We start from the raw sequence: 23147 nt of genomic DNA, 5'->3' as shown, positions 1-23147 counted from the left end.
CCATGTCGTTTCCCCTTCTGACGGCCACCGCGGCGGTCCCGGCGATCGGTGCGATCGCCACCGCCGCGGTGCCCGCCGCCCGGCGCACCGCCGCCAAGTGGCTGGCGCTGCTCTTCTCGCTGGCCACGCTGGTGCTGGCCGCGGTGGTCGCGGTCCGCTTCGACGCGGGGGCGAAGGGCCCGTTCCAGCTCACCGAGTCACATGCCTGGATCAAGGACTTCGGTGTCCGCTACGAGCTGGGTGTGGACGGCATCGCGGTGGCGCTCATCGCGCTGACCGCGCTGCTGGTCCCGTTCGTCATCCTGGCGGGCTGGCACGACGCCGACCCCCTGGAGGAGGCGACACCCAACCAGCGCTGGCGCCCCACCCAGGGCTTCTTCGCGCTGGTGCTCGCCGTCGAGGCGATGGTGGTCATCTCCTTCGAGGCCACCGACGTGTTCCTCTTCTACATCTTCTTCGAAGCCATGCTCATCCCGATGTACTTCCTCATCGGCGGCTTCGGGGACCGGGCCGGGGCGGACGGCGAGGAGCGCAGCGCGACACTGCGCTCGCAGGCCGCCGTGAAGTTCCTGCTCTACAACCTGGCCGGCGGTCTGATCATGCTGGCCGCGGTGATCGGGCTGTACGCGGCCACCGCCGACCAGCTCGGCAGCGGCACGTTCTCGCTGGCGGAGATCGTCCAGGCCCGGGCGGACGGCGAGCTGGCGCTCGGCACCGGCACGGAACGGCTGCTGTTCCTCGGCTTCTTCTTCGCCTTCGCGGTGAAGGCGCCGCTGTGGCCGCTGCACACCTGGCTGCCGGGCGCGATGGGCGAGTCCACGGCACCGGTGGCCGTACTGATCACCGCGGTGGTCGACAAGGTCGGCACGTTCGCGATGCTCCGCTTCTGCCTCCAGCTCTTCCCGGAGGCCAGCAGCTGGGCGACGCCGGCGATCCTGGTCCTCGCGCTGATCAGCATCCTGTACGGGGCGCTGCTCGCGGTCGGCCAGCGCGACATCAAGCGCCTGATCGCGTACGCCTCGATCTCGCACTTCGGCTTCATCATCATGGGCATCTTCGCGATGACGAGCCAGGGCCAGGGCGGCGCGACGCTGTACATGGTCAACCACGGCATCTCGACGGCGGCGCTGATGCTGGTCGCCGGGTTCCTGATCTCGCGGCGCGGCTCGCGGCTGATCGCCGATTACGGCGGGGTGCAGAAGGTCGCGCCGGTGCTGGCCGGCACGTTCCTGGTGGGCGGTCTGGCGACGCTGTCGCTGCCGGGTCTGGCGCCGTTCGTCAGCGAATTCCTGGTGCTGGTGGGCACGTTCAGCCGCTATCCGGCCGTGGGGATCGTGGCCACCGTCGGCATCGTGCTCGCCGCGCTGTACGTCCTGGTCCTCTACCAGCGGACCATGACCGGCCCGGTGAAGGCCGAGGTGCGGGCGATGCCCGACCTCAAGGCGCGGGAGCTGGCGGTCGTCGCCCCGCTGATCGCGCTGCTGCTGTTCCTCGGTGTCTACCCGAAGCCGCTGACGGACCTCGTCAACCCGGCGGTGGACCACACCCTGTCCGTCGTCGACCGGCACGATCCCCGCCCCGACGTACCCGTGAAGGCAGATGCGGAGGCCGCGAAGTGAGTTCCGTGGCGAGTGTCCACAGCCTGTGGACCATTGCGGCCGAGGCGCCGGCCAGGATCCCGGCGCCGAAGATCGAGTATGCCCAGCTGGCCCCGGCGCTGATCGTGCTGGGGGCCGCGGTCGTCGGCATCGTCCTGGAGGCGTTCCTGCCGCGCCGCAGCCGCTACTACGCGCAGCTCCTGCTGTCCGTGCTCGCGCTGGCCGCCGGGTTCGCGGCCGTGGTGGGGCTGGCGGCAGGCGGCTTCGGCACCACCAAGGCGAAGATCACGGCGATGGGCGCCATCGCCGTGGACGGCCCGGCGCTCTTCCTCCAGGGCACGATCCTGCTGGTGGCGCTGGTCGCCACGTTCACCTTCGCCGAGCGCCGGCTCGACCCGGCCGCGCACGGCAGGAGGGTGGACTCCTTCGCGGCGCAGGCCGCGGCGGTGCCCGGCGGTGCGGCCGAACAGGCCGCGGTCAAGGCGGGATTCGCCACCACCGAGGTGTTCCCGCTCGCGCTGTTCGCGGTCGGCGGGATGCTGGTCTTCCCCGCCGCCAACGACCTGCTGACCCTCTTCGTCGCGCTGGAGGTCTTCTCCCTCCCGCTGTACATCCTGTGCGCGCTGGCCCGCCGCCAGCGGCTGCTGTCGCAGGAAGCCGCGGTGAAGTACTTCCTGCTCGGCGCGTTCTCGTCGGCGTTCCTGCTGTTCGGTATCGCGCTGCTGTACGGGTACGCGGGCACGGTCACGTACTCCGGTATCGCGGAGGTCGTCAGCGACGGCGCCAAGCAGATCAACCCGGCGCTGGCCGACACCATGGGCAACGACGCGCTGCTGCTGATCGGCGCGGCGCTGGTGCTGATGGGGCTGCTGTTCAAGGTCGGCGCGGTGCCGTTCCACATGTGGACACCGGACGTCTACCAGGGCGCGCCGACCCCGGTGACCGGTTTCATGGCGGCGGCCACCAAGGTCGCCGCGTTCGGCGCGCTGCTGCGGCTGCTGTACGTGGTCCTGCCGGGGCTGCGCTGGGACTGGCGGCCGGTCATGTGGGGCATCGCGATCGTCACGATGCTGGGCGGCGCGATTGTCGCGATCACCCAGACCGACATCAAGCGCCTGCTGGCGTACAGCTCCATCGCGCACGCCGGGTTCATCCTGGCCGGTGTGATCGCCGCCAACGAGGACGGCATCTCGTCCGTGCTGTTCTACCTGGCGGCGTACTCCTTCGTGACGCTCGGCGCGTTCGCGGTGGTCACGCTGGTGCGGGACGCGAGCGGCGAGGCGACGCACCTGTCGAAGTGGGCGGGGCTGGGCCGGCGCTCGCCGCTGACGGCGGCGGTCTTCGCGGTGTTCCTGCTGGCCTTCGCCGGTATCCCGCTGACCTCGGGTTTCGCCGGGAAGTTCGCGGTGTTCAAGGCGGCGGCGGAGAGCGGCGCGGGCTGGCTGGTCGTGGTCGGTGTCCTCTCGTCCGCCATCGCCGCGTTCTTCTACATCCGCGTGATCGTGCTGATGTTCTTCGACGAGCCGAAGGCGGACGGCCCGACGGTGGCGGTGCCCAGCCCGCTGACCATGACGGCCATCGCGGTCGGTGTCGCGGTCACGCTGGTGCTGGGCCTGGCGCCGCAGTACTTCCTCGACCTGGCGGGCCAGGCGGGAGTGTTCGTGCGCTGAGCGGTGACGCCGCCGTACGGCGTCTGCTCCACGGCCGCCGTCCGGTGCCCCTGCGGGGGTGCCGGACGGCGGCCGTTGCGCCACTCGGACGAGGGAGACCGGCGCGGCCTGAAGCAACGTGCGAGGAGGGCCGGCCGGAGTGCGAAAGGCGCAGATCAGTGCGGGAAGAGCTGGCTCAGCGGGAGAACAGCACCGAGCGGACCAGGACCTTCTTCGGGGCGGACTCGCCGGACGGGACGACGAAGAAGGTGTCGCTGCTGCAGTCGTCGTCGGCGAAGAGGGTCACGGTGGCGTTCGTGCGGTTGCGCGCGGCGTAGGCGAAGTCGGCGCCGTCCGGCAGCTTGAGGGTGATGCACTCCTTGCCCGGCGGGTTGAAGAGAGCTGCGCGCTGGTCCAGCTTGTCGCCGGTGTTGAAGCCGTAGGAGAAGACGCCGACGGCGGCGTAGGCGGAGGTGGGGGTGGTCAGGGCGAGTACGGCCGCTCCGAAGGCGGCGGCGACGGAGGTGCGCAGGCGCATCTCGTGACTCCTCGTGGTTGTCGGTGTCGAGCAACTACTCGGAGTGAATATGGCTCAGCGTATGGCGTCTTTCCCGGCGCCGCCCCGGAAACACCCCTGGTGGCGTAGCGGCCCTGCGCCGTTCGCGGCGGCCCTGAGCCGTTCGCGCCGGTCAGGGTCCCGGCGCCGCCCGGTGCCTGATCGGCCGTCAGGAGCGCGGTACGCCCGCGGGCAGGCTCGGCGTTCCGGGCAGCTTGAGCTTGCCCTCGGCCTTGGTGAACTCGTCGGTCGGCCCGTCCTTCCAGCGCACCTTCAGCGTCTTGCCGTCGGTGCCCGGCGTGACGGTGCCCAGGGTGCGGGTGGTGTGGCCGCCCATGCACTTCAGGGCGATCACCGTGGCGCCCGCCGTTTCCACCTTGCCCTGGCAGGCCGTCCCGGCGTCCGCGCCGAGGCCCATGGAGGCGATGCCCCGGTAGAGCACGAGGGTGAGGTGCGAGTCGCCGGTGTTGGCGATCCAGGCGCCGTCGAGGCTGCCGGCGCCGTCGGCGGGCCTGCCGCCGGCGGTCTGCGACGGGGCCGCGGTGGGCGCCTTGCCGGCCTCGTCCGCCGCGCCGCTCTTGCCGCCTCCGCCGCTGCTGCCGCAGCCGCTGAGCAGCAGTGCGGCCATGGCGGCCGTCCCGGCGATCTGTGCTGTCTTGCGCACGTACGTCTCCTCCGTTGTGGGGCAGGAGACGCGAGGCTAGCAACGCGGCGCGCGGTCCGGTTCCGTATCGGGCGGAGCCGCTGGGATTGCGGCAGCGTCGCTACGAAGTCGGCGCGCTGCCGTGACCTCCCGGGGGCCGGGCGGGGAGCTGCCGAGGCCGGCGACCGGTGTCCCGGGGCGCCTCAGCTGCTGACCGCGGCCTCGTCCTGGTAGACCGCGGACGCCACCGCGCGGGCGATCCAGTGTTCACGGGCCAGCGCTTTCAGGTCACGCCGTACGGCCCGCCGGTCCCGGCCCGGCTCCAGCTTGCGGTCCAGGTGGGTGGCCGAGACCAGCGCGGCCAGCACCCGGTCGCGCGGGTCCGCGAAGCCGGTGGCCGCGGCGCTCTTGAACCGGTCGCGGGCCGGTCCGGCGAGGTCCGCCGGACCGGCCGCCAGCCGCTCGTAACGGAACAGGCCGAGCGCGCGGTGGGACTCCCGGCGGATCGCACCGCGCTGTTCCAGTCGCTGCCGGCACACCTCGTCGATGCCGCGCGCCGCGCTCCGCACCCACCGCCGGACCTTGACGTCACCGTCCTTGCCGGCGGTCAGGGTGGCCAGCGCGGCGTCCAGCACCAGGTCTCCGAGGGGCAGCGGGTTGCCCACGACGATCCGGCCGCCGCGGCCCTCGGTGATCCGTCCGGCCCGGTCCAGCTCCGCGAGGGCGGCGCCGGCCAGGCCGTACCGCAGGTGGGACGGATCGTTCAGCGGCTTGCCCCGTGCCGGGTCCAGGGCGAGGAGCAGCAGTTCCTCGGGCAGCGTGGGACCCCGGCCCGATCCGTCCGCGCCGCTCCCGTACGGGCCTTCCGGCGCGCCGCCGGGCCGGCTCCCCGCCCCGTGTCCGGTCATGACGTACGCGCGGGCCGGATACGTCCGGTGACATCGCCCAGCCCGATCCGGGAACCCTCCGGGCCCGGCGCCCAGGCGGTCAGCGTGACCTCGTCGCCGTCCTCCAGGAACGGGCCCTTGCCCTGGGTGAGTTCGAGGAGGCAGCCGAGCTGGTCCGGCTCGGGGCCGGAGACCGTGCCGGAGGCGTAGAGGTCGCCGGTGCGCAGCGAGGCACCGTTGACGGTCATGTGGGTGAGCTGCTGGGCGGCCGTCCAGTACATGGCGGAGAAGGGCGGGCGGGCGACGGTCGCGCCGTTGATGTCCACCTGGATGCGCAGGTCGATACCGCCCGGCTCGGCGTCCGTGTCATCCAGATAGGGGAGTACGGGCACGTCCCGGGCGGGCGGTGCCGTGCGGGCGTGGTCCAGCGCGTCCAGCGGCGTGATCCACGCGGATACGGAGGTGGCGAAGGACTTGCCGAGGAAGGGGCCGAGCGGCACGTACTCCCAGGCCTGGATGTCGCGCGCCGACCAGTCGTTGACCAGGCAGACGCCGAAGACGTGGTCGCGGAAGCCGGCCAGGCCGACCGGCTCGCCGAGCACGGACGGCGTGCCGACGACGAAGCCGACCTCTGCCTCGATGTCCAGCCGCCGGGAGGGTCCGAAGGAGGGCGCCGTGTCGGCCGGTGCCTTGCGCTGGCCGCTGGGCCGGACGACCGGGGTGCCGGAGACCACGACGGTGCCGGACCTGCCGTGGTAACCGATCGGCAGGTGCTTCCAGTTGGGGGTGAGCGCGTCGGCGTCCGGGCGGAAGATCCGGCCGACGTTGGTGGCGTGATGTTCGCTGGCGTAGAAGTCGACGTAGTCCGCGACGTCGAACGGCAGGTGCAGCGTCACGGCGGTCAGCGGGATCAGCAGCGACTCGGTGGTGGCGCGGTGCGCGGGGTCGGTGACGGCCGTGCGGACGGCCTCGCGTACGGCCCGCCAGATGTCGCGGCCTGCGGCGAGCAGCGGGTTCAGGGTCGGCGCGGCGAGCAGGTCGGCGTGCGGCGACCCGGAGGTGGCGGCGAGCGCGTCGAGGTCGAGTACGTGGTCGCCGTAGCGCACGCCGATGCGGCGCCGGTCCGGCGCGTCGGCCGTACTGAAGACGCCGTAGGGCAGGGTGTGCGGCCCGAAGGGGTGGTCCTCGGGCAGGTCGAGCGGGTGGTGCTCGGACATGTACGGCTCCTCGCGTGGTCTCTCGCGTGCGTCACCTGTGGCCGCGGGCCCGGCCGGCGGGCCCGTCGATCAGGTTACGGCCCAACGGGCCCTGAGGGGATGGCCGGTCGGACAGCTGGTGCCGCCGTGGAGGGGGTGGGGGCGGAGGTGACGCGAAGGAGCGTGGCGGCAGAAGTGAAACGGAACCGAGCGGAATGTGTTGGCAAAGCGCCCTAAAAGAGTTTGCAATGTCCTGAAAAGCGGTGCCGATGCGGTCAGTTCGGCTCTAACTTCCTTGCGAGGCGCGGCCGGGGCGGGACGCGCGCCGTTGGGGGGTCAGGTGGCTCGGAGCAGCACAGCGTTCGCGGTGGACCGGACCGTTCCGGGGCTCATCGTGAAGATCGGCGACTATCCGCTGCACCATGGCGGGGTGGGGGCGATCCGCAGTCTGGGGCGCCTCGGCGTACCCATGTACGCGATCACCGAGGACCGGTTCACACCCGCCGCCACCTCGCGTTATCTGCACGGGCGCTGCGTCTGGCCGACCACCGGGCGGGAGGACCCGCAGCAGCTCGCCGAAGTGCTGGTGCGCATCGGCAAGCGCATCGGACGGCCCACGGTCCTGATACCGACCGACGAAGAGGCCGCCGTCCTGATAGGGGAATACGCCGACGTCCTCCGCGGCCATTTCCTGTTCCCGCGCGCCGAAGCGTGTTTACCGCGCCGCCTGGCCAGCAAACAGGGGCTGTACGAACTCTGCGTCGAGCACGGCGTACCGACACCGGCGGCCGCCTTTCCGGAGTCGCTCGCCGACATCGAGCACTTCGCCGCGCAGGCGCGCTTCCCGGTCGTGGCCAAGAACCGGGAGGCGTTCCAGCGGCGGCGGCACCCCTCGGTCGCCGGCACCACCCGGATCTCGGGCCCCGGCCAGCTGATCGGCCTGGCCCGGGACTGGGGACCGCGGCCGGACGTGATCCTCCAGGAGTACCTGCCGCGGGAGGAGGCCGAGGACTGGATCGTGCACGCGTACTTCGACGCGGACAGCGCCGCGCTGAGCCTGTTCACCGGTGTCAAGGTGCGTTCCTGGCCACCGCACGCGGGCATGACGGCCTGCGCGTACGTCGTCGACAACCCGGAACTGGCCGAGATGACCGCCCAGTTCGTCAAGCGCATCGGCTTCAGCGGCATCGTGGACCTGGACTGGCGCTACGACCGGCGGGACGGCGACTACAAGCTGCTGGACTTCAACCCGCGGATGGGCGCCCAGTTCCGGCTGTTCGAGAACGAGGCGGGCATCGACGTCGTACGGGCCCAGCACCTGGACCTCACCGGACGCAAGGTCCCGGAGGCGGAGCAGCGCGCCGGGCAGCGGTTCGTCGTGGAGAACATCGACCTGCCGGCGCTGGTCGCGTACCGGCGCAGCGGCTACACGACGCCGCACGCGCCGCGCCGCGCCGCAGGCACCGAGCTGGCGTGGCTGGCCGCCGACGACCTCAAGCCGTTCTTCACGATGCTGGCCCGGTTCGTCGGGCCGGGGGCCCGGCACCTGGTCGAGCTGCGGCGCGCGAGCAGGCGCGCGCGGACGGCGGCGGTCAGCGGGGCGTTCGACAGGGCGCGGCCGTAGCGGTGCGGGGTGCCGATCAGTGGGGGAGAGCGAGGGATCAGCGGGAGAGCGTGGGGGAGCCGTGCGGCAGTTCCCCGCCAGGGCAGCGGAGAGCGCTGCCGGACAAGCAACACCCTGGGGAGGGGAACGCACGTGAACACTCCGGTAGCGGTCATCGGAGCCGGTCCGTACGGCCTGTCGACGGCGGCGCACCTGCGCGCGCGGGGCGTGCCCGTGCGCGTCTTCGGGCGGCCGATGGTGAGCTGGCGCGAGCACATGCCCGCCGGAATGCTGCTCAAGTCGACACCGGTGGCGTCCACCATCGACGCCCCGCAGGCCGGGCACACACTTCAGGACTTCTGCGGCGAGACCGGGGGGCGGCACTACGAGTCCGACTGGGACATCATTCCGGTCGAGACCTTCGTGCGGTACGGCGAGTGGTTCCAGGAACGGCTGGTTCCCGGCCTGGAGCAGGTGCGGGTCGTCTCGGTCGACCGGCGGTCCGGCGGAACCGGCCGGAGTTCCGGCCACTTCGAGCTGAAACTGGACAGCGGCGAGCAGTTCCGGGCGCGGGCGGTCGTCGTGGCCACCGGGCTGACCGGCTTCGCCCGGCTGCCGCGTGAACTGGCCGCCGCGGTGCCGGACGGGCCGTCCCCCACCGGGCCCGTCTCGCACAGCTCCCAGCACCGTGACCTGTCGGCCTTCGCGGGCCGGGACGTGGTGGTGGTCGGCGCCGGGCAGTCGGCGCTGGAGAGCGCGGTGCTGCTCGCCGAGTCCGGCGCCCGGTCCGTACGGGTCGTGGCACGCGGGCGTACGGCGGTGGGCTTCGGCGCGCCGCCGGACCGGCAGCCCCGGCTGCGGCCCGAGTCACCGTTCGGCAACGCGTGGTCGCTGTACGCGTTCACGTACCACGCGGGCGGTTTCCGCCACCTGCCCGCGCCGGCCCGGCGTTACCTGGTGCGCCGGGTGCTGGGGCCGCTGGGCGCCTGGTGGCTGCGGGACCGCTTCGTGGGGCGCGTCCAGGTCACGGCGGGGCGGCGGATCGTACGGGCGCGGGTCGAGGACGGCCGCCCGGTCCTGACGCTGCGAGGCCCCGACGGCCGCACCGGCGAACTCGCCGCCGATCACGTCCTGGCCGCCACCGGCTACCGGGTCGACCTGGCGGCGATGGACTTCCTCGGCCAGGGCCTGCGCACCGGCGTCACCGTGAGCGGCGGCGGGCCCCGGCTGGACGCGGGCTTCGGCTCCTCGGTCCCCGGCCTGCACTTCACGGGCCTGCCGGCGGCGGCGTCCTTCGGGCCCGTCATGCGCTTCGTCTGCGGCACGGAGTTCGCGTCCCGGCGGGTGGCGGGGGCGGTGGCCGGAACGCGTTGACCCGAGGGGCCTGACCGGTGGCCGGGACGTGGGGGCCCGAGCGCCCCGGCCAGGACGGCCGGGAGGAGCACCCTGCCGCGGGAGGCCGGGTGCTCCTGCTCTCTTTTCTGCTGCGGCAAACCGGCATCATTAGTGGTTAACGGATATACCGGGCGGCCGTCCGTCGTGCCCGCACGGGGCGTCGAACGGTACGCACACCGTACGAGCGCGTCGGAGGGGCGGGCGCTCACGGTGATCCAACAGCGACCGGATACGCTGGCCAATGGTGGAGACAGCGACAGATCGACAATCCGTTTGATCGTCAGCAGACAGGAGTACCCCTCGTGACCGTCGTCGGGCCCTTCGGGCTGAGCGTGCGGGACCAGGCTCTTGAGGCCGATGTCCAGGCCGGGTTGGCGGCTGTCGAGGAAGGCCTGCTGGAGGCCACCAAAAGCGACGTGCCGTTCATCACCGAGGCCGCGCAGCACCTCGTCCGCGCAGGTGGCAAGCGGTTCCGGCCGCTGCTGGTGATGCTCGCCGCGCAGTTCGGCGACCCGCACACGCCGGGCGTCGTCCCCTCGGCCGTCGTCGTGGAGCTCACGCACCTGGCGACGCTGTACCACGACGACGTCATGGACGAGGCGGACGTACGCCGCGGGGTGGCCAGCGCCAACGCCCGCTGGGGCAACTCCGTGGCCGTACTGACCGGCGACTTCCTCTTCGCGCGCGCCTCGCACATACTGGCCGACCTCGGCCCGGAGGCCGTACGCATCCAGGCCGAGGCGTTCGAGCGCCTGGTGACCGGCCAGATCCTGGAGACGGCGGGACCGCGCGACGGCCGCGACCCGATCGAGCACTACCTGGACGTCATCGCGGGCAAGACCGGCTCGCTGATCGCGGTCGCCGGCCGCTTCGGCGCGATGATGTCCGGCGCCGACGAGACCACCGTCAACATCCTGACCCAGTACGGCGAACGCCTCGGCACCGCCTTCCAGCTCGCCGACGACGTCCTGGACATCGCCAGCGACTCCCACGAGTCCGGCAAGACGCCCGGCACCGACCTGCGCGAGGGCATCCCGACCCTGCCGGTCCTGCACCTGCGCGCCCTGGCAGACAGCGAGCACGGCACCGACAAGGACCGTGAGCTGCGCGATGTGCTGGCCGGTGACCTGACCGACGACGCCCGGCACGCCGAGGCGCTGGCCGGACTGCGCGCCCACCCGGCGCTGGAGCAGGCCCGCCGCGACACGGTGCGCTACGCGGAGGAGGCGCGGGCCACGCTGGCGCCGCTGCCGGAGTGCATGGCGAAGGCCGCCCTGGAAGGGCTGTGCGACTCGGTGGTGCACCGAGCGGGGTGACCTCCGGTACCCCCCCTAGGGTCCCCTCCGACTTTGGTCATACCGGTTCCGCTCTGCGGTGATGTGAGGTCATCCCACCGGAGTACGAGGAGTTGGCCCCCGGGGCTGACGCGTACGGCTGGCCGGTTTGGTGGGATTGGGAGCACCACGCCGCGGCGGAACGGGTCACAATGAGCCCGGGAGTGGCGACGAGTGCGTCGCGCAGCAGGCCGCCGCTTACGACGGAGGTAAGGCACATGCCACGGAACCAACCGACACAGGTCACCGACGAGTGGGACGGGGACGGGGGGCGCTCCGCGAGGCGCCGCAGGACGATGCGGTACGCGGTCCCGGCCGCCGTCGTGGGCGTCACGGCGGCCTCGATCGGGCTGGTCCCGGCGTTCGCCGGCTCCGGCTCCCCGGATCTGCCGAAGATCTCCGCGCAGGACCTGATAGCCAAGGTCGCCGCCTCGGACGTGCAGCAGTTGTCCGGCACCGTCCGCACCAGCACCGATCTGGGACTGCCGTCCCTGACGGGTGCCTCCGCCGGTGCCTTCGGCGGCGGGTCCGCCGGTCAGGACGGCAAGGATTCGGGTGCCGAGGACGGCGGCGCGGGCTCCTCCGCGAGCCCGCAGAACCAGCTGATGGATCTGGCGTCCGGGTCGCACACGCTGCGCGTCGCCGCCGACGGGCCGGACAAGCAGCGGGTCTCGGTCGTCGGCAAGGCCGCCGAGTACAACCTGGTGCACAACGGCCGGGACATCTGGGGCTACGACAGCAAGAGCAACACCGCGTACCACAGCACGGTCCCGGCCGAAGCGGGCAAGGACCGGCAGCACGGTTCGGACAAGTCCGGCAAGTCCGGTGACGCCGGTACGTCCGGCGACCTGAAGAACGCCACCCCGCAGGAGCTGGCCAAGAAGGCACTCGACGCGGTCGGCGACACCACCTCGGTGACCGTCGACGGCACGGCCAAGGTGGCCGGGCGGGACGCGTACCAGCTCTCGGTCAAGCCCAAGCAGGCCGGCTCCACCGTCGACTCGATCCGGATCTCGGTGGACGCCGAGACCGGCGTACCGCTGAAGTTCACGCTCACGCCCAAGGGCGGCGGCGCCGCGGCGGTCGACGTGGGCTTCACCTCCGTCGACTTCGCCAAGCCCGCGGCCGGCACCTTCGACTTCAAGCCGCCGAAGGACGCCAAGGTCGTGGACGGCGACCGGGCCCGCGCGAAGCAGCGTGCCGAGGGGCAGCGGACGGCCGAGGACCTGAAGGGCATCCTGGGCCGGTACGGCCTGGACGGCAAGAACGCCGGCAAGGGCAAGGGCGTCGACGTCATCGGCTCCGGCTGGACCTCGATCGCCCACCTCAAGGGCGCCGGCCCGGGCCTCTCCGGCAAGAACGCCTCCGGTGAGGCGGCCAAGCTGCTGGACAGCCTGGGCGAGAAGGTCAACGGGACATTCGGCTCCGGCCGCCTCTTCAGCACCCGCCTGGTCAACGCCCTGGTGACGGACGACGGCTCGGTCTACGCCGGTGCCGTGGACAAGGAGTCCCTGATCAAGGCGGCCGAGTCCGCCAAGTGACGGAAACGGCGTGGGGCGGGCCGGCCCGCCCGCCCCACGCCCCGGGGCCGCCGGCGCGACCGGCCGCGGCCACAGGCGCGACCACATGGGGGAGCCGATGACACAGCCGCCCGCCGCGGACCGGGTGATCGAGACCCACGGCCTGACGAAGACGTACCGCGGCGGGCAGCTCGCCGTCGACCGGCTCGACCTCGCCGTACCGCGCGGCAGCGTCTTCGGCTTCCTCGGCCCCAACGGCTCGGGCAAGACCACCACCATCCGGATGCTGCTCGGCCTGATCGAGCCGTCCGCCGGCGGGACCCGGCTGCTCGGCGAGCCGATGCCGCGGGCGGCCCGCCGGGTGCTGCCCAGGGTCGGCGCCCTCATCGAGGGGCCGGCCCTGTACGGCTTCCTCAGCGGGCGCGACAACCTCGTCCGGTACGACGCGGCCGACCCGGACGCCGACCCCCGCACCCGCGCACAGCGGGTGGACAGCGCGCTCGAACGGGTCGGGCTGGCCGCCGCGTCCCGCAAGAAGGCCCGCGCCTACTCGCTGGGCATGAAGCAGCGGCTGGGCCTGGCCGCGGCGCTCCTCCAGCCCCGTGAGCTGCTCGTACTGGACGAGCCGACCAACGGCCTGGACCCGCAGGGGATGCGCGAGATCCGTACGCTCGTCCGGGAGCTGGCCGGCGACGGCACCACCGTCTTCCTCTCGTCCCACCTCCTCGACGAGATCGAACAGGTCTGCACGCACGCCGCGGTGATGGCACGCGGCCGGCTCGTCACCCAGGGCACGGTCGCCGCGCTGTCCGCGGGCGCCCGCGGACGGCTGGTGGTCGAAACGCCCGACACCTCCGACGCGGTGCGGGTGCTCAAGGAGCACGGCGTGACCGACCTCGTGGTGACGCAGGAGCGGGTGACCGGGGACGTCCCGGCGTCGCCCGGCGGGCCGCCCGACCCGGCGGAGCTCAACGCCGCTCTCGTACGGGCCGGGGTACGGGTACGGGCCTTCGGTACCGAACGGGCCTCCCTGGAGGACGTGTTCGTGCAGCTGACCGGAGAGGGCTTCGATGTCGCGGGTTGAGACGGCCGGGGGCGCGGGGCCCTCCGGGGGCGCGGGTTCTGGCGGGGGCGCGGGGGCCGGGAGTGAGGACGTACGCCGTGCGCCGCGGCCGCTGTGGTCGCTCGGCCTGCTGCGCAACGAGACCGGTACGACCTTCCGGCGCTGGCGCACCCTCGCGCTGCTCGCCGTCCTCGCCGCCGTACCGGTCCTGATCGGTGTCGCCGTGAAGATCGAGACGAGCGGCGACGGCGGCGGATCGGGCGGTTCCGGCGGCGGCGCTGCGTTCGTCTCCCAGATCACCAACAACGGCCTCTTCCTGGTCTTCACCGCGCTGGCCGTCACCCTGCCGGTCTTCCTGCCGCTGGCGGTCGGCGTGGTCGCGGGCGACTCCATCGCCGGGGAGGCGCACGCCGGGACGCTGCGCTACCTGCTCGTCGCGCCCGCCGGGCGGACCCGGCTGCTGCTGGTCAAGTACGCGACGACGCTGACGTTCTGCCTGGTGGCCACGCTGGTCGTGGCCGTCTCGGCACTGGTGACCGGCGCGCTGCTGTTCCCGGTCGGCGAGGTGACGCTGCTGTCCGGGACGACCGTGCCGTTCGGCGAGGGGCTGCTGCGGGCGCTGGCCGTCGCGGTCGTCGTGGCCCTGTCCCTCGTCGGGGTCGCGGCCATCGGCCTGTTCGTCTCGACGCTCACCAACAGCGGCATCGCGGCGATGGCCACCACCGTCGGCCTGCTGATCATGGTGCAGATCCTGGACACCATCCCGCAGCTGCACGCGATCCAGCCGTACCTCTTCTCGCACCACTGGCTGTCCTTCGCCGACGTGCTGCGCGACCCGGTCTACTGGGACCAGCTCCAGAAGAACTTCGGCCTCCAGGCGGTGTACGCGGCCGTCTTCGGCTCGGCCGCCTGGGCGCGCTTCACGGCGCGGGACGTCACGGCGTGATGCCGCGACGCCCCGCACCGTCCGCGCGAAGGCCGCGCGGCCGGTGATCAGAAGGTGAGCTTCCAGCTGTCGATGTAGCCGGTGTCCTGCGGCCCGAGGTCCTGCACCCGCAGCTGCCAGGTGCCGTCGGCCGTCTCAGCGGACGCGTCGACGGTGTACGTGGTGATCACGTCCGGCGCCGAGTCCGAGCCGCTGGAGTTCTTCAGCCGGTACGCCTGCCCGCTCGGCCCGACGAGGTCGATGGCCAGGTCACCGCGGTAACTGTGCTTGATGTCCACGCCGGCCTTCAGGGCGGCCGGCGCGTTGCCGGTACGCCCGGAGACCGTCACCGGCGAGGTCACCGCGGCGCCCGCGTCCGGGATCTGCACGTCGGCGGTGTTCTCGAAGACGGTGCCGCCGGGCGGGGTCGTGGAGCCGACCCCCAGGGTCCACACCGCGTACGCGACGGCGTCGCTGTTGCGGTCCAGGGCGGTGTCGTTGATGTTCGACGACGTGTCGCAGGAGCGGTGGTAGCAGCGGTCGAAGGGCTGGCCCGCCGTGCCGCCCCACTTCTGCGCCTGGGTGGCCGTCTTGGTGTAGTCGGCGCCCGAGAACAGGCCGCCCACGCGGATGCCGACGTTCTTGAACGGCGCGTGGTCGCTGCGGCCGTCGCCCTCGGTCTCGATCTCCGTGGGGACGTTCAGCGAGGCGTAATAGTCCTTGAAGACGCCCTCGATGGTGCGGTCGTCGTCGTAGACGAAGTAGCCGGGGTTGGGCGAGCCGACCATGTCGAAGTTCAGGTAACCGGCGAACTTCGCCCGTTCCGTCGCGGCCAGCCGGCTCACGTAGTACTGCGAGCCGCGCATCCCCAGCTCCTCGGCGCCCCACCAGCCGAACCGCAGGTGCTTGGCGGGCGTGGCGCCCGACCGGGCGACGGCCAGCGCGGTCTCCAGGACCGCGGCCGAGCCGGAGCCGTTGTCGTTGATGCCGGGACCCGCGCTGACGGAGTCCAGGTGCGCGCCGGCCATCAGGATCTGGTTCGGGTCGCCGCCGGGCCAGTCGGCGATCAGGTTGTAGCCGGTGGCGCCGCCGGTGGTGAACTGCTGCACGGTGGTGGTGAAGCCCGCGGCGTCCAGCTTGCCCTTGATGTAGTCGATCGAGGCCCGGTAGCCGGGCCGGCCGTGGGCCCGGTTGCCGCCGTTGGCGGTGGCGATCGACTGGAGCTGGCTCAGGTGCGCCTTGACGTTGGCCACCGGTATGTCGGGGGCGGCGGCGGTGACGGTGGGGGTGGTGGAGCGGGCGGCGGCGGGTGCGGCAGTGGCCGCACCGGCCGCCCCGGGTATCGCAACGATCAGGCCGAGTACGGCACCGGCGGCGGTCAGCCCGAGGCCGCCGGGACCGGTGCCGCCGCTGCTGCCGGATCTTCGAAAACGCCTGGTCGTGCTGCGTATTGCGGCATTCCATGACATGAGGGGTCTCCGGATTCCGAACGTTGAATGAACGGACCGTGCATGGCGCGAAGCTGATGGTGGGCGCGCCATGGCCCGCTGACAAGACGGAATCCGGACACCCCGACCCGCATATCGCTCGGCCGGTGACAGGGCTCGGCGCGGGGCAGGATTCGGCGCGGGTCAGGGCTCGGAGACGCTGCGGGGCCCGGCGGTGGTCAGGGCTTGGCGGTGCCCAGTTCCGGGGCCGTGCTCAGCTCGGCGGCGGCTTCCGGGGCCGCCGGGGCCGCGGCCGTCTCCCCGACCGCCTCCTGGGCCGCCTTGCGGGCCGTGGCCAGCGCCGTACGCGCGGAACGGGCGGTGCGGATCGCGTCGTACGTCAGCACCACCAGCGCCAGCCAGACGAGGCCGAAGCCCGCCCAGCGCTCCACCGGCATCTCCTCGTGGAAGACCAGCAGGCCCAGCACGAACTGGAAGGTCGGCGCCAGGTACTGGAGCATGCCGAGCACGGTCAGCGGCAGCCGTACCGCCGACGCGCCGAAAGCGATCAGCGGCAGCGCGGTGGCCACGCCGCAGCCCATGAGCAGCAGCATCTGCCCCACCCCGCCGGATACGAAGCCGACCTCGCCGCGCGCGCCGAGGAAGGCCAGGATGCCCAGGGCGGGCAGGAACTGCATCGCCGTCTCGGCGCTGAAGCCCTCGATGCCGTCCAGCTTCACGCCCTTCTTGACCAGGCCGTACGTAGCGAACGTGAAGGCCAGCGCGAGGGAGATCCAGGGCACCTTGCCGTACGCCACGGCCATCACGACCACTGCCGTCGTACCGACACCCACCGCCGTCCACTGCAGCGGCCGCAGCCGCTCGCGCAGCACCAGGACGCCGAAGGCGATGCTGACCAGGGGGTTGATGAAGTAGCCCAGGCTCGCTTCGAGCACGTGTCCGGCGTTGACCGCCCAGATGTACAGGAACCAGTTGACGGAGATGACCGCGGCGCAGATCAGCACCAGACCGAGCCGCTTGGGCTGCCGTACCAGCTGCCGTACCCAGGACCAGCGGCGCATCGCGGCCAGGATGACGAGGGCGACCGGCAGCGACCACACCATCCGGTGGGCCAGGATCTCGGCGGGGGCGAGGTCGCCCAGCAGATGCCAGTACAGCGGGAGCAGGCCCCACACCACGTAGGCGGCCGTGCCGTAGACGAGCCCTGTGCGCTGGTCGGACTGGAGTTGCAAGGGGACCTCCGGAGGAATGCTGCTCCATCTGCGCCGGCGGTGGTGCGGTCGCGCTCTGAAGGTAACGCCGGACGGCCCAACTGTCATGTCCGTACCGGAATACGGTCATGACAGAGAGCCGCGCAAAAAGACGGTGCCCGTACGGTGCGTCCGAAGACGCTCCGTACGGGCACCGGAAGACCCGTGGCCGGCGGCTCAGCCGACCACCGTCCAGGTGTCGTTGCCGGCGAGCAGCGAGGCGAGGTCGCCCTTGCCCTTCTGTTCGATGGCCGTGTCCAGCTGGTCGCCCATGAGCGTGTCGTAGACCGGGCGGTCCACGTTGCGCAGCACACCGATGGGGGTGTGGTGCAGCGTGTCCGGGTCGGCCAGGCGGGACAGGGCGAAGGCGGTGGTCGGCGAGGGGGTGTGCGCGTCGTGGACGAGCACCGCGTCCGTGCCCTCCGCCGTCACGTCGATGACCTTCAGGTCGCCGGTGGCCGGATCCCGCACCACGCCCTTGGAACCGAGACCGTCCTCGGCGGGCGCGCCGAAGCGGATCGGCTGCCCGTGCTCCAGGCGGATCACGGCCTCCTCGGCCTGCTGCTTGTCCTTGAGGACCTCGAAGGCGCCGTCGTTGAAGATGTTGCAGTTCTGGTAGATCTCCACCAGCGCCGTGCCCGGGTGGGCGGCGGCCGCGCGCAGCACGCTGGTCAGGTGCTTGCGGTCGGAGTCGACGGTGCGGGCCACGAAGGACGCCTCGGCGCCGATGGCCAGCGAGACCGGGTTGAAGGGCGCGTCCAGCGAGCCCATCGGCGTCGACTTCGTGATCTTGCCGACCTCTGAGGTGGGGCTGTACTGGCCCTTGGTCAGGCCGTAGATCCGGTTGTTGAACAGCAGGATCTTGAGGTTGACGTTGCGGCGCAGCGCGTGGATGAGGTGGTTGCCGCCGATGGACAGCGCGTCGCCGTCACCGGTGACGACCCACACCGACAGGTCACGGCGCGAGGAGGCCAGGCCGGAGGCGATGGCCGGGGCACGGCCGTGGATGGAGTGCATCCCGTAGGTGTTCATGTAGTACGGGAACCGGGACGAGCAGCCGATGCCCGAGACGAAGACGATGTTCTCCTTCGCCAGACCGAGCTCGGGCATGAAGCCCTGCACGGCGGCGAGAACCGCGTAATCACCGCAGCCGGGGCACCAGCGCACTTCCTGATCGGACTTGAAGTCCTTCATGGACTGCTTGGCCTCGGCCTTGGGCACCAGGGAAAGCGCCTCGATCGTCGAGGACCCCTCCGCGATCGTCTCAGTCATTGATGGCCTCCTTAAAGACCTCCGCAAGCTGCTCGGCCTTGAACGGCATCCCGCTGACCTGGGTGTACGAGCGGGCGTCGACGAGGTACTTCGCCCGCAGCAGGGTCGCGAGCTGGCCGAGGTTCATCTCCGGTACGACCACCTTGTCGTAACGTGCCAGCACCGCGCCGAGATTCCGCGGGAAGGGGTTGAGATGGCGCAGATGGGCCTGCGCGACGCGCCCCCCGTCGCGCCGGACGCGCCGTACGGCCGCGGTGATCGGCCCGTACGTCGAGCCCCAGCCCAGCACGAGGGTGTCGGCGCCCTGCGCGGCGGCCGCGCCCTGGCCGTCGCGGACGGCCGCCTCCGCCGTCGGGTCGTCGACCTCAAGGTCCGGAACCTCGATGCCGTCGACCTTCGCCTGGCGCGTACGCACCATGAAGTCGTGGTTGGCCGGGTCGTAGGAGATGTTGCCCGTGCCGTCCTGCTTCTCGATGCCGCCGATCCGGTGCTCCAGACCGGGCGTGCCGGGCACCGCCCACGGCCGGGCGAGCGTCTGCTCGTCGCGCTTGTACGGCCAGAACACCTCGGTGCCGTCGGCCAACGTGTGGTTCGGGCCGGACGCGAACTGCACGCGCAGGTCGGGCAGTTCGTCGACCTCCGGGATGCGCCACGGCTCGGAACCGTTGGCCAGATAGCCGTCGGACAGCAGGAAGACCGGCGTACGGTACGTCAGCGCGATGCGTGCCGCGTCCAGCGCCGCGTCGAAGCAGTCGGCGGGCGTCTTCGGCGCCACGATCGGCACCGGCGCCTCGCCGTTGCGCCCGTACATCGCCTGTAGCAGGTCGGCCTGCTCGGTCTTGGTGGGCAGGCCGGTGGACGGGCCGCCGCGCTGGATGTCCACGATCAGCAGCGGCAGTTCCAGGGAGACCGCGAGCCCGATGGTCTCCGACTTCAGCGCCACGCCGGGGCCCGAGGTGGTGGTCACCGCGAGCGCGCCGCCGAAAGCGGCGCCCAGTGCCGCGCCGATGCCGGCGATCTCGTCCTCGGCCTGGAAGGTCCGCACGCCGAAGTTCTTGTGCTTGCTCAGTTCGTGCAGGATGTCCGAGGCCGGCGTGATCGGGTACGAGCCCAGGTAGAGCGGCAGGTCGGCCTGCTGCCCGGCGGCGATCAGGCCGTACGACAGCGCCAGGTTGCCGGAGATGTTGCGGTACGTCCCCGTCGGGAACGCCTGGGTGGCCGGCGCGACCTCGTAGGAGACCGCGAAGTCCTCGGTCGTCTCACCGAAGTTCCAGCCCGCCCGGAATGCGGCGACGTTCGCCTCGGCGATGTCCGGCTTCCTGGCGAACTTCTGCCGCAGGAACGCTTCGGTGCCCTCGGTCGGCCGGTGGTACATCCACGACAGCAGGCCCAGCGCGAACATGTTCTTGCTGCGCTCGGCCTCCTTGCGGGACAGCCCGAAGTCCTTGAGCGCCTCGATCGTCAGCGTCGTCAGCGGCACCGGATGGACGTTGTACGCCTGAAGCGACCCGTCCTCCAGCGGACTGACCTCATAGCCCACCTTCGCCATCGGCCGCTTGGTGAACTCGTCCGTGTTGACGATGATCTCCGCGCCGCGCGGCACGTCCGCCAGGTTCGCCTTCAGCGCCGCCGGATTCATCGCCACCAGCACGTTGGGCGCGTCACCCGGCGTGAGGATGTCGTGGTCCGCGAAGTGCAGCTGGAAGCTGGAGACACCCGGCAGGGTGCCGGCGGGGGCCCGGATCTCGGCGGGGAAGTTCGGCAGCGTCGACAGGTCGTTGCCGAACGTCGCCGTCTCGGAGGTGAACCGGTCGCCCGTGAGCTGCATACCGTCACCGGAGTCGCCCGCGAACCGGATGATCACCCGGTCCAGGCGACGTACCTCTTTACCGCCGTTCCTCCCGCCGTCGGCGCCGGTCCCGGGAGCCTGCGGCTCCCGGGCGAGCGCTCCGTCGGCCTGCTCGGCTTGGCTGCTGACCTGGCTGGTCACTGCTTCGGACCTCCCTCGGGGCGGTGGCTCGGGACTCGTCGTGCCGACCGGTCGTCCCACGAACATCGTACGTGGGTAAGGGTCGCCTTCCCTGGGCCGATCACATGATGGACGCGGACATGAGACAGCGTTCTGTCAGGAATTGTCATGAAACAACCGCCCCCCGGCCCCCTTCTCCAAGACGCTCGCGCCTCGGCCATTGGTTCTACGCCTCAAGTCCCGGGCGGCCCCGGGGGCCGCCCACAACCTGCGGAACTGACAGCGTGTCGGTTTCTCAGGAGTCGAGATACGTGAGGACGGCCAGCACCCGGCGGTGATCCCCGTCACTCGGGGACAGGCCCAGCTTGAGGAAGATGTTGCTGACGTGCTTCTCCACCGCACCGTCGCTCACCACCAGCTGCCGCGCGATCGCGGAGTTCGTCCGCCCCTCGGCCATCAGCCCCAGGACTTCCCGTTCCCGTGGCGTGAGGTTCGCCAGCACGTCCTGCTTACGGCTGCGGCCCAGGAGCTGCGCGACCACTTCGGGGTCCAGCGCGGTGCCCCCCTCGGCGACCCGGACCACCGCGTCGACGAACTCCCGCACTTCGGCTACCCGGTCCTTGAGGAGATAGCCGACGCCGTGACTGGATCCCGCCAGCAATTCCGTCGCGTACTGCTCCTCCACATACTGCGACAGCACCAGCACCCCCAGCCCCGGGTGATCACGCCGCAGCCGCACCGCGGCCCGCACCCCCTCGTCCGTGTGCGTCGGCGGCATCCGTACGTCCGCCACCACCACGTCCGGCAGCTCGCCCTCGGCGGCCAGCTCCCCGATGACCTTGATCAACGCCTCGGCGTCGCCCACCCCCGCCACGACGTCGTGCCCACGGTCGGTCAGCAACCGGGTCAGGCCCTCCCGAAGCAGCACCGAATCCTCGGCGATGACCACCCGCACCCTGTCCTCCACGACTCTTCCAGCCCCCACGTTCCGTCATTGCCCCACCCTGCGCCCCCAGCATCCCAGCATCCGGTCCCGCCCGCTCCCACCTGGTGGGAATCGACGGGGGCACTCCGGACGGGGTGGGGTGGTGGGGGGAGAGAGAAGAGGGGCACTGGCGGCGGGAGGGGTGCGTGGCGGGAGTGCGGGTGAGGACTGGGAGCGGGGGCGACTGGGATGGGCTGGGCCGAGGTGGGCGGGGGAGCCTTCGGTCACGTCAGCCTCGCCTAAGCGGTCCGGGCGGTCTGGGCGGTCTGGGCGGTCCGGTCTGGGCGGTCTGGGCGGGCCGGGCGGGCCGGGCGACCTCGGTGATGCGGGCGGGTCGGCCGTGTCTGGCGGGTCCGGGCGGTCCGGGCGGGGCGGGGCGGCCCCGGTGGTCCGGGCGCGTCGGCCGTGCCTGGGCGGCCCGGGCGGGCGCCTCGGTCCGCCCGGTGTCCGGGCGTGTCAGGCGCGCCAGGGGAGGTCTGCCGTGATGGTGGTCGGGCCGCCGGGCGGGGAGTCGATGACGAGAAGGCCGTCGACCGCGCTGAGCCGTTCGGCCAGGCCCGCCAGCCCGCTGCCCGTTTCCGTACTCGCACCTCCGTGCCCGTCGTCCCCGACCAGCACCATGATCCGGTCCGCCACCCGCCAGACGTCGACGGTGGCGCTGCTCGCCCGGGCGTGCTTGGAGACGTTCTGGAGCAGCTCCGAGACGGTGAAGTAGGTGATGCCCTCGATGGCCGCGGCCGGGCGGTGGTCCAGGTCCACGGAGACCTTGACCGGCACGGTGCAGCGGGCGGCGAGAGCCGACAGGGCCGGGCCCAGTCCGCGGTCCGTGAGGATCGCGGGATGGATGCCGCGTGCCAGGTCCCGCAGCTCCTGCAGGGCCACTTTCACCTCGCCGTGCGCCTCGTCCACCATCTTCGCGGCGGCCGCCGGGTCCTCGGCCAGCTTCTCCTTCGCCAGGCCCAGGTCCATGGCCAGTGACACCAGCCGGGCCTGCGCGCCGTCGTGCAGATCGCGCTCGATGCGCCGCAGGTCGGCGGCGGCGGTGTCCACGACCACCCCGCGGTCCGTCTCCAGCTCCGAGACGCGCGTGGCGAGCCGGGAGGGGCCGAGCAGCCCGTACACCAGGACCCGGTCCACGTGGGTCAGCCCGCGTATCACCCACGGCCCGGCCAGGACCGTCAGCAGGCCGATCGCGCTGGCTGTCGCTATGCCGGGAGGGGTGTCGAGGTAGAGGCCGTCACCCCGGCCGTCGCCCCACAGCTGGATGCCCGGCTGGTCGAGGTAGGCGGGGAACGTCCACTGCCACAGCGGGTAGAGGAGCATGGACCAGCCCACCGTCCAGAACGTCACCGAGAAGCAGAAGGCGAAGACCGCCCAGGGGAAGTGGAGTATCGAGTACAGGAGGTGGCGCCAGGAGACGCCGCTCTTGAGGACCGCGCCGACCCAGCTCATCATCCCCGGCTCGGCGGCACGCACCGGCTCGGGATGGTCCACGTCCAGGTCCAGCAGAGCGCGCGCCCGGAGACGCTCCAGGACTCCGAATCCCCGGCAGCCGATCAGCCCGCCGGCGAGCACCGGTATGCCCAGGAACGTGATCAGCAGGCCCGCGCCGACGGAGACCATGGTGACGGCGTAGCAGAACATCACGCAGGCCACCGGGAAGCTCAGCAGGAGGTAGAGGAACTCCCGCCACGTACGGCCCGAGAACGGGGCGCGCAGCGCCACCGGCACGCGAGAGGCTGGTGGGTGAGGGCGTCCGTAGGCGGTGTCCATGGTGTCGTCGTCCGTTCTGCCAGGTCCGGGTCGGCTTGCCGAAGGTGCCCTTGCGCACCTTCGGCGATGTCCAGCTGCTGC

At 71.8% G+C, this 23147-nt stretch carries 18 protein-coding genes; 8 read left to right on the top strand and 10 right to left on the bottom strand.

Annotated features, from left to right (window positions below):
* The first annotated feature begins 2 nt into the window (after positions 1-2).
* A complete protein-coding gene (locus ACZ4Z1_RS05920) occupies positions 3-1619 on the top strand; it encodes an NADH-quinone oxidoreductase subunit M (RefSeq protein ID WP_468485305.1) in 1617 nt (538 codons plus the stop codon).
* Positions 1616-3268, top strand: coding sequence for an NADH-quinone oxidoreductase subunit NuoN (gene nuoN / locus ACZ4Z1_RS05915; protein ID WP_468485304.1), 1653 nt, complete (start codon positions 1616-1618; stop codon positions 3266-3268). The genes ACZ4Z1_RS05920 and nuoN overlap by 4 nt, the downstream gene beginning before the upstream one ends.
* 175 nt (positions 3269-3443) lie before the next feature.
* Here nuoN and ACZ4Z1_RS05910 read toward each other — a convergent pair whose 3' ends face one another.
* The 4 genes from ACZ4Z1_RS05910 to fahA all read right to left on the bottom strand — a co-directional run bounded on the left by ACZ4Z1_RS05910 (position 3444) and on the right by fahA (position 6550).
* Complete coding sequence (locus ACZ4Z1_RS05910; protein WP_468485303.1) at positions 3444-3785, bottom strand: hypothetical protein; 342 nt, start codon at positions 3783-3785, stop codon at positions 3444-3446.
* Between the two features lie 187 nt (positions 3786-3972).
* Positions 3973-4467 carry a hypothetical protein gene (locus ACZ4Z1_RS05905; protein ID WP_468485302.1) on the bottom strand — a complete coding sequence of 165 codons (495 nt, stop codon included), beginning with the start codon at positions 4465-4467 and terminating at the stop codon, positions 3973-3975.
* A 182-nt stretch (positions 4468-4649) separates the two neighbouring features.
* Positions 4650-5354: a GOLPH3/VPS74 family protein gene (locus tag ACZ4Z1_RS05900; protein WP_468485301.1), complete on the bottom strand. Its 705-nt coding sequence runs from the start codon at positions 5352-5354 to the stop codon at positions 4650-4652.
* Positions 5351-6550: a fumarylacetoacetase gene (gene fahA / locus ACZ4Z1_RS05895; RefSeq protein WP_468485300.1), complete on the bottom strand. Its 1200-nt coding sequence runs from the start codon at positions 6548-6550 to the stop codon at positions 5351-5353. Before fahA ends, ACZ4Z1_RS05900 begins: the two co-directional genes overlap by 4 nt.
* Before the next feature lie 346 nt (positions 6551-6896).
* Here fahA and ACZ4Z1_RS05890 point away from each other — a divergent pair, with 346 nt between their 5' ends.
* The 6 genes from ACZ4Z1_RS05890 (at position 6897) to ACZ4Z1_RS05865 (ending at position 14390) form a co-directional block, all read left to right on the top strand.
* A complete protein-coding gene (locus ACZ4Z1_RS05890; protein ID WP_468485299.1) occupies positions 6897-8153 on the top strand; it encodes a carboxylate--amine ligase in 1257 nt (418 codons plus the stop codon).
* Positions 8154-8285: 132 nt separating this feature from the next.
* On the top strand, positions 8286-9506 hold the full coding sequence (locus ACZ4Z1_RS05885; RefSeq protein WP_468485298.1) for an FAD-dependent oxidoreductase: 1221 nt from the start codon (positions 8286-8288) through the stop codon (positions 9504-9506).
* Positions 9507-9829: 323 nt separating this feature from the next.
* On the top strand, positions 9830-10843 hold the full coding sequence (locus tag ACZ4Z1_RS05880) for a polyprenyl synthetase family protein (RefSeq protein ID WP_468485297.1): 1014 nt from the start codon (positions 9830-9832) through the stop codon (positions 10841-10843).
* 236 nt (positions 10844-11079) lie between these two features.
* Positions 11080-12402, top strand: a complete 1323-nt coding sequence (locus ACZ4Z1_RS05875; protein WP_468485296.1) for a LolA family protein — start codon at positions 11080-11082, stop codon at positions 12400-12402.
* An 85-nt stretch (positions 12403-12487) separates the two neighbouring features.
* Positions 12488-13465 (top strand): ABC transporter ATP-binding protein, encoded by a 978-nt coding sequence (locus ACZ4Z1_RS05870; protein WP_468485295.1) that lies wholly within the window; start codon positions 12488-12490, stop codon positions 13463-13465.
* Positions 13452-14390, top strand: a complete 939-nt coding sequence (locus tag ACZ4Z1_RS05865; RefSeq protein WP_468485294.1) for an ABC transporter permease — start codon at positions 13452-13454, stop codon at positions 14388-14390. The genes ACZ4Z1_RS05870 and ACZ4Z1_RS05865 overlap by 14 nt, the downstream gene beginning before the upstream one ends.
* A 47-nt stretch (positions 14391-14437) precedes the next feature.
* Here ACZ4Z1_RS05865 and ACZ4Z1_RS05860 read toward each other — a convergent pair whose 3' ends face one another.
* From ACZ4Z1_RS05860 to ACZ4Z1_RS05835, 6 genes are all read right to left on the bottom strand, one after another.
* On the bottom strand, positions 14438-15838 hold the full coding sequence (locus ACZ4Z1_RS05860; protein ID WP_468485293.1) for a M28 family metallopeptidase: 1401 nt from the start codon (positions 15836-15838) through the stop codon (positions 14438-14440).
* Between the two features lie 197 nt (positions 15839-16035).
* On the bottom strand, positions 16036-17049 hold the full coding sequence (rarD, locus tag ACZ4Z1_RS05855; protein WP_468485292.1) for an EamA family transporter RarD: 1014 nt from the start codon (positions 17047-17049) through the stop codon (positions 16036-16038).
* 195 nt (positions 17050-17244) lie between these two features.
* Positions 17245-18339 carry a 2-oxoacid:ferredoxin oxidoreductase subunit beta gene (locus ACZ4Z1_RS05850; protein ID WP_468485291.1) on the bottom strand — a complete coding sequence of 365 codons (1095 nt, stop codon included), beginning with the start codon at positions 18337-18339 and terminating at the stop codon, positions 17245-17247.
* Positions 18332-20329, bottom strand: a complete 1998-nt coding sequence (locus tag ACZ4Z1_RS05845) for a 2-oxoacid:acceptor oxidoreductase subunit alpha (RefSeq protein WP_468485290.1) — start codon at positions 20327-20329, stop codon at positions 18332-18334. The genes ACZ4Z1_RS05850 and ACZ4Z1_RS05845 overlap by 8 nt, the downstream gene beginning before the upstream one ends.
* Positions 20330-20603: 274 nt before the next feature.
* Positions 20604-21263, bottom strand: coding sequence for a LuxR C-terminal-related transcriptional regulator (locus tag ACZ4Z1_RS05840; RefSeq protein WP_468485425.1), 660 nt, complete (start codon positions 21261-21263; stop codon positions 20604-20606).
* A 486-nt stretch (positions 21264-21749) separates the two neighbouring features.
* Entirely contained in the window at positions 21750-23066 is a 1317-nt protein-coding gene (locus tag ACZ4Z1_RS05835) for a sensor histidine kinase (RefSeq protein ID WP_468485289.1), read from the bottom strand.
* Between the last annotated feature and the right edge of the window lie 81 nt (positions 23067-23147).

The sequence above is a fragment of the Streptomyces sp. NPDC030165 genome (assembly GCF_055573595.1).
This window is presented reverse-complemented; position numbering and strand designations above follow the sequence as displayed.

What these genes read in the sequence shown, in the direction of transcription:
- ACZ4Z1_RS05920 (WP_468485305.1), top strand. Translation starts at nt 3, where the DNA reads ATGTCGTTTCCCCTTCTGACGGCCACCGCGGCGGTCCCGGCGATCGGT.
- ACZ4Z1_RS05875 (WP_468485296.1), top strand. Translation starts at nt 11,080, where the DNA reads ATGCCACGGAACCAACCGACACAGGTCACCGACGAGTGGGACGGGGAC.
- ACZ4Z1_RS05835 (WP_468485289.1), bottom strand. Translation starts at nt 23,066, where the DNA reads ATGGACACCGCCTACGGACGCCCTCACCCACCAGCCTCTCGCGTGCCG.
- ACZ4Z1_RS05850 (WP_468485291.1), bottom strand. Translation starts at nt 18,339, where the DNA reads ATGACTGAGACGATCGCGGAGGGGTCCTCGACGATCGAGGCGCTTTCC.
- ACZ4Z1_RS05900 (WP_468485301.1), bottom strand. Translation starts at nt 5,354, where the DNA reads ATGACCGGACACGGGGCGGGGAGCCGGCCCGGCGGCGCGCCGGAAGGC.
- ACZ4Z1_RS05865 (WP_468485294.1), top strand. Translation starts at nt 13,452, where the DNA reads ATGTCGCGGGTTGAGACGGCCGGGGGCGCGGGGCCCTCCGGGGGCGCG.
- ACZ4Z1_RS05870 (WP_468485295.1), top strand. Translation starts at nt 12,488, where the DNA reads ATGGGGGAGCCGATGACACAGCCGCCCGCCGCGGACCGGGTGATCGAG.
- fahA (WP_468485300.1), bottom strand. Translation starts at nt 6,550, where the DNA reads ATGTCCGAGCACCACCCGCTCGACCTGCCCGAGGACCACCCCTTCGGG.
- ACZ4Z1_RS05860 (WP_468485293.1), bottom strand. Translation starts at nt 15,838, where the DNA reads ATGTCATGGAATGCCGCAATACGCAGCACGACCAGGCGTTTTCGAAGA.
- ACZ4Z1_RS05910 (WP_468485303.1), bottom strand. Translation starts at nt 3,785, where the DNA reads ATGCGCCTGCGCACCTCCGTCGCCGCCGCCTTCGGAGCGGCCGTACTC.